The sequence below is a fragment of the Parafrankia sp. Ea1.12 genome, assembly GCF_900465275.1.
GTDB lineage: Bacteria > Actinomycetota > Actinomycetes > Frankiales > Frankiaceae > Parafrankia > Parafrankia soli.
In genome coordinates this window covers 1-237 of the sequence record NZ_UBIZ01000559.1, presented here as the reverse complement: position 1 = coordinate 237, position 237 = coordinate 1, and the positions used below count along the sequence as shown (strand labels likewise).

The 237-nt window shown below is 69.2% G+C and carries 1 protein-coding gene; it reads right to left on the bottom strand.

The window, feature by feature from the left end; all coding sequences use genetic code 11:
* A partial coding sequence (locus tag FMEAI12_RS31385; RefSeq protein ID WP_160144364.1) for a transposase occupies positions 1–237 on the bottom strand: 237 nt, incomplete at both ends.

Genomic DNA, 237 nt, shown 5'->3' with positions numbered 1-237 from the left:
CGTTGCGTTCGTAGCGGACGGTCAGCCGGCGGTACCCACCCAGCCAGGCCAGCGTTCTTTCGACTTTCCACCGGTACCGGCCAAGGCGTTCGACGCTGTCCACACCTCGGCGGGCGATACGTACCGCGATACGACGCCTGCGCAGGAAACGACGCAGCTCCGGCTGGTCGTAGGCCTTGTCTGCCCGCAGCTTGTCCGGCCGGCGCCGCCGTGGCCCATGCCGGGAACGGATCGCCG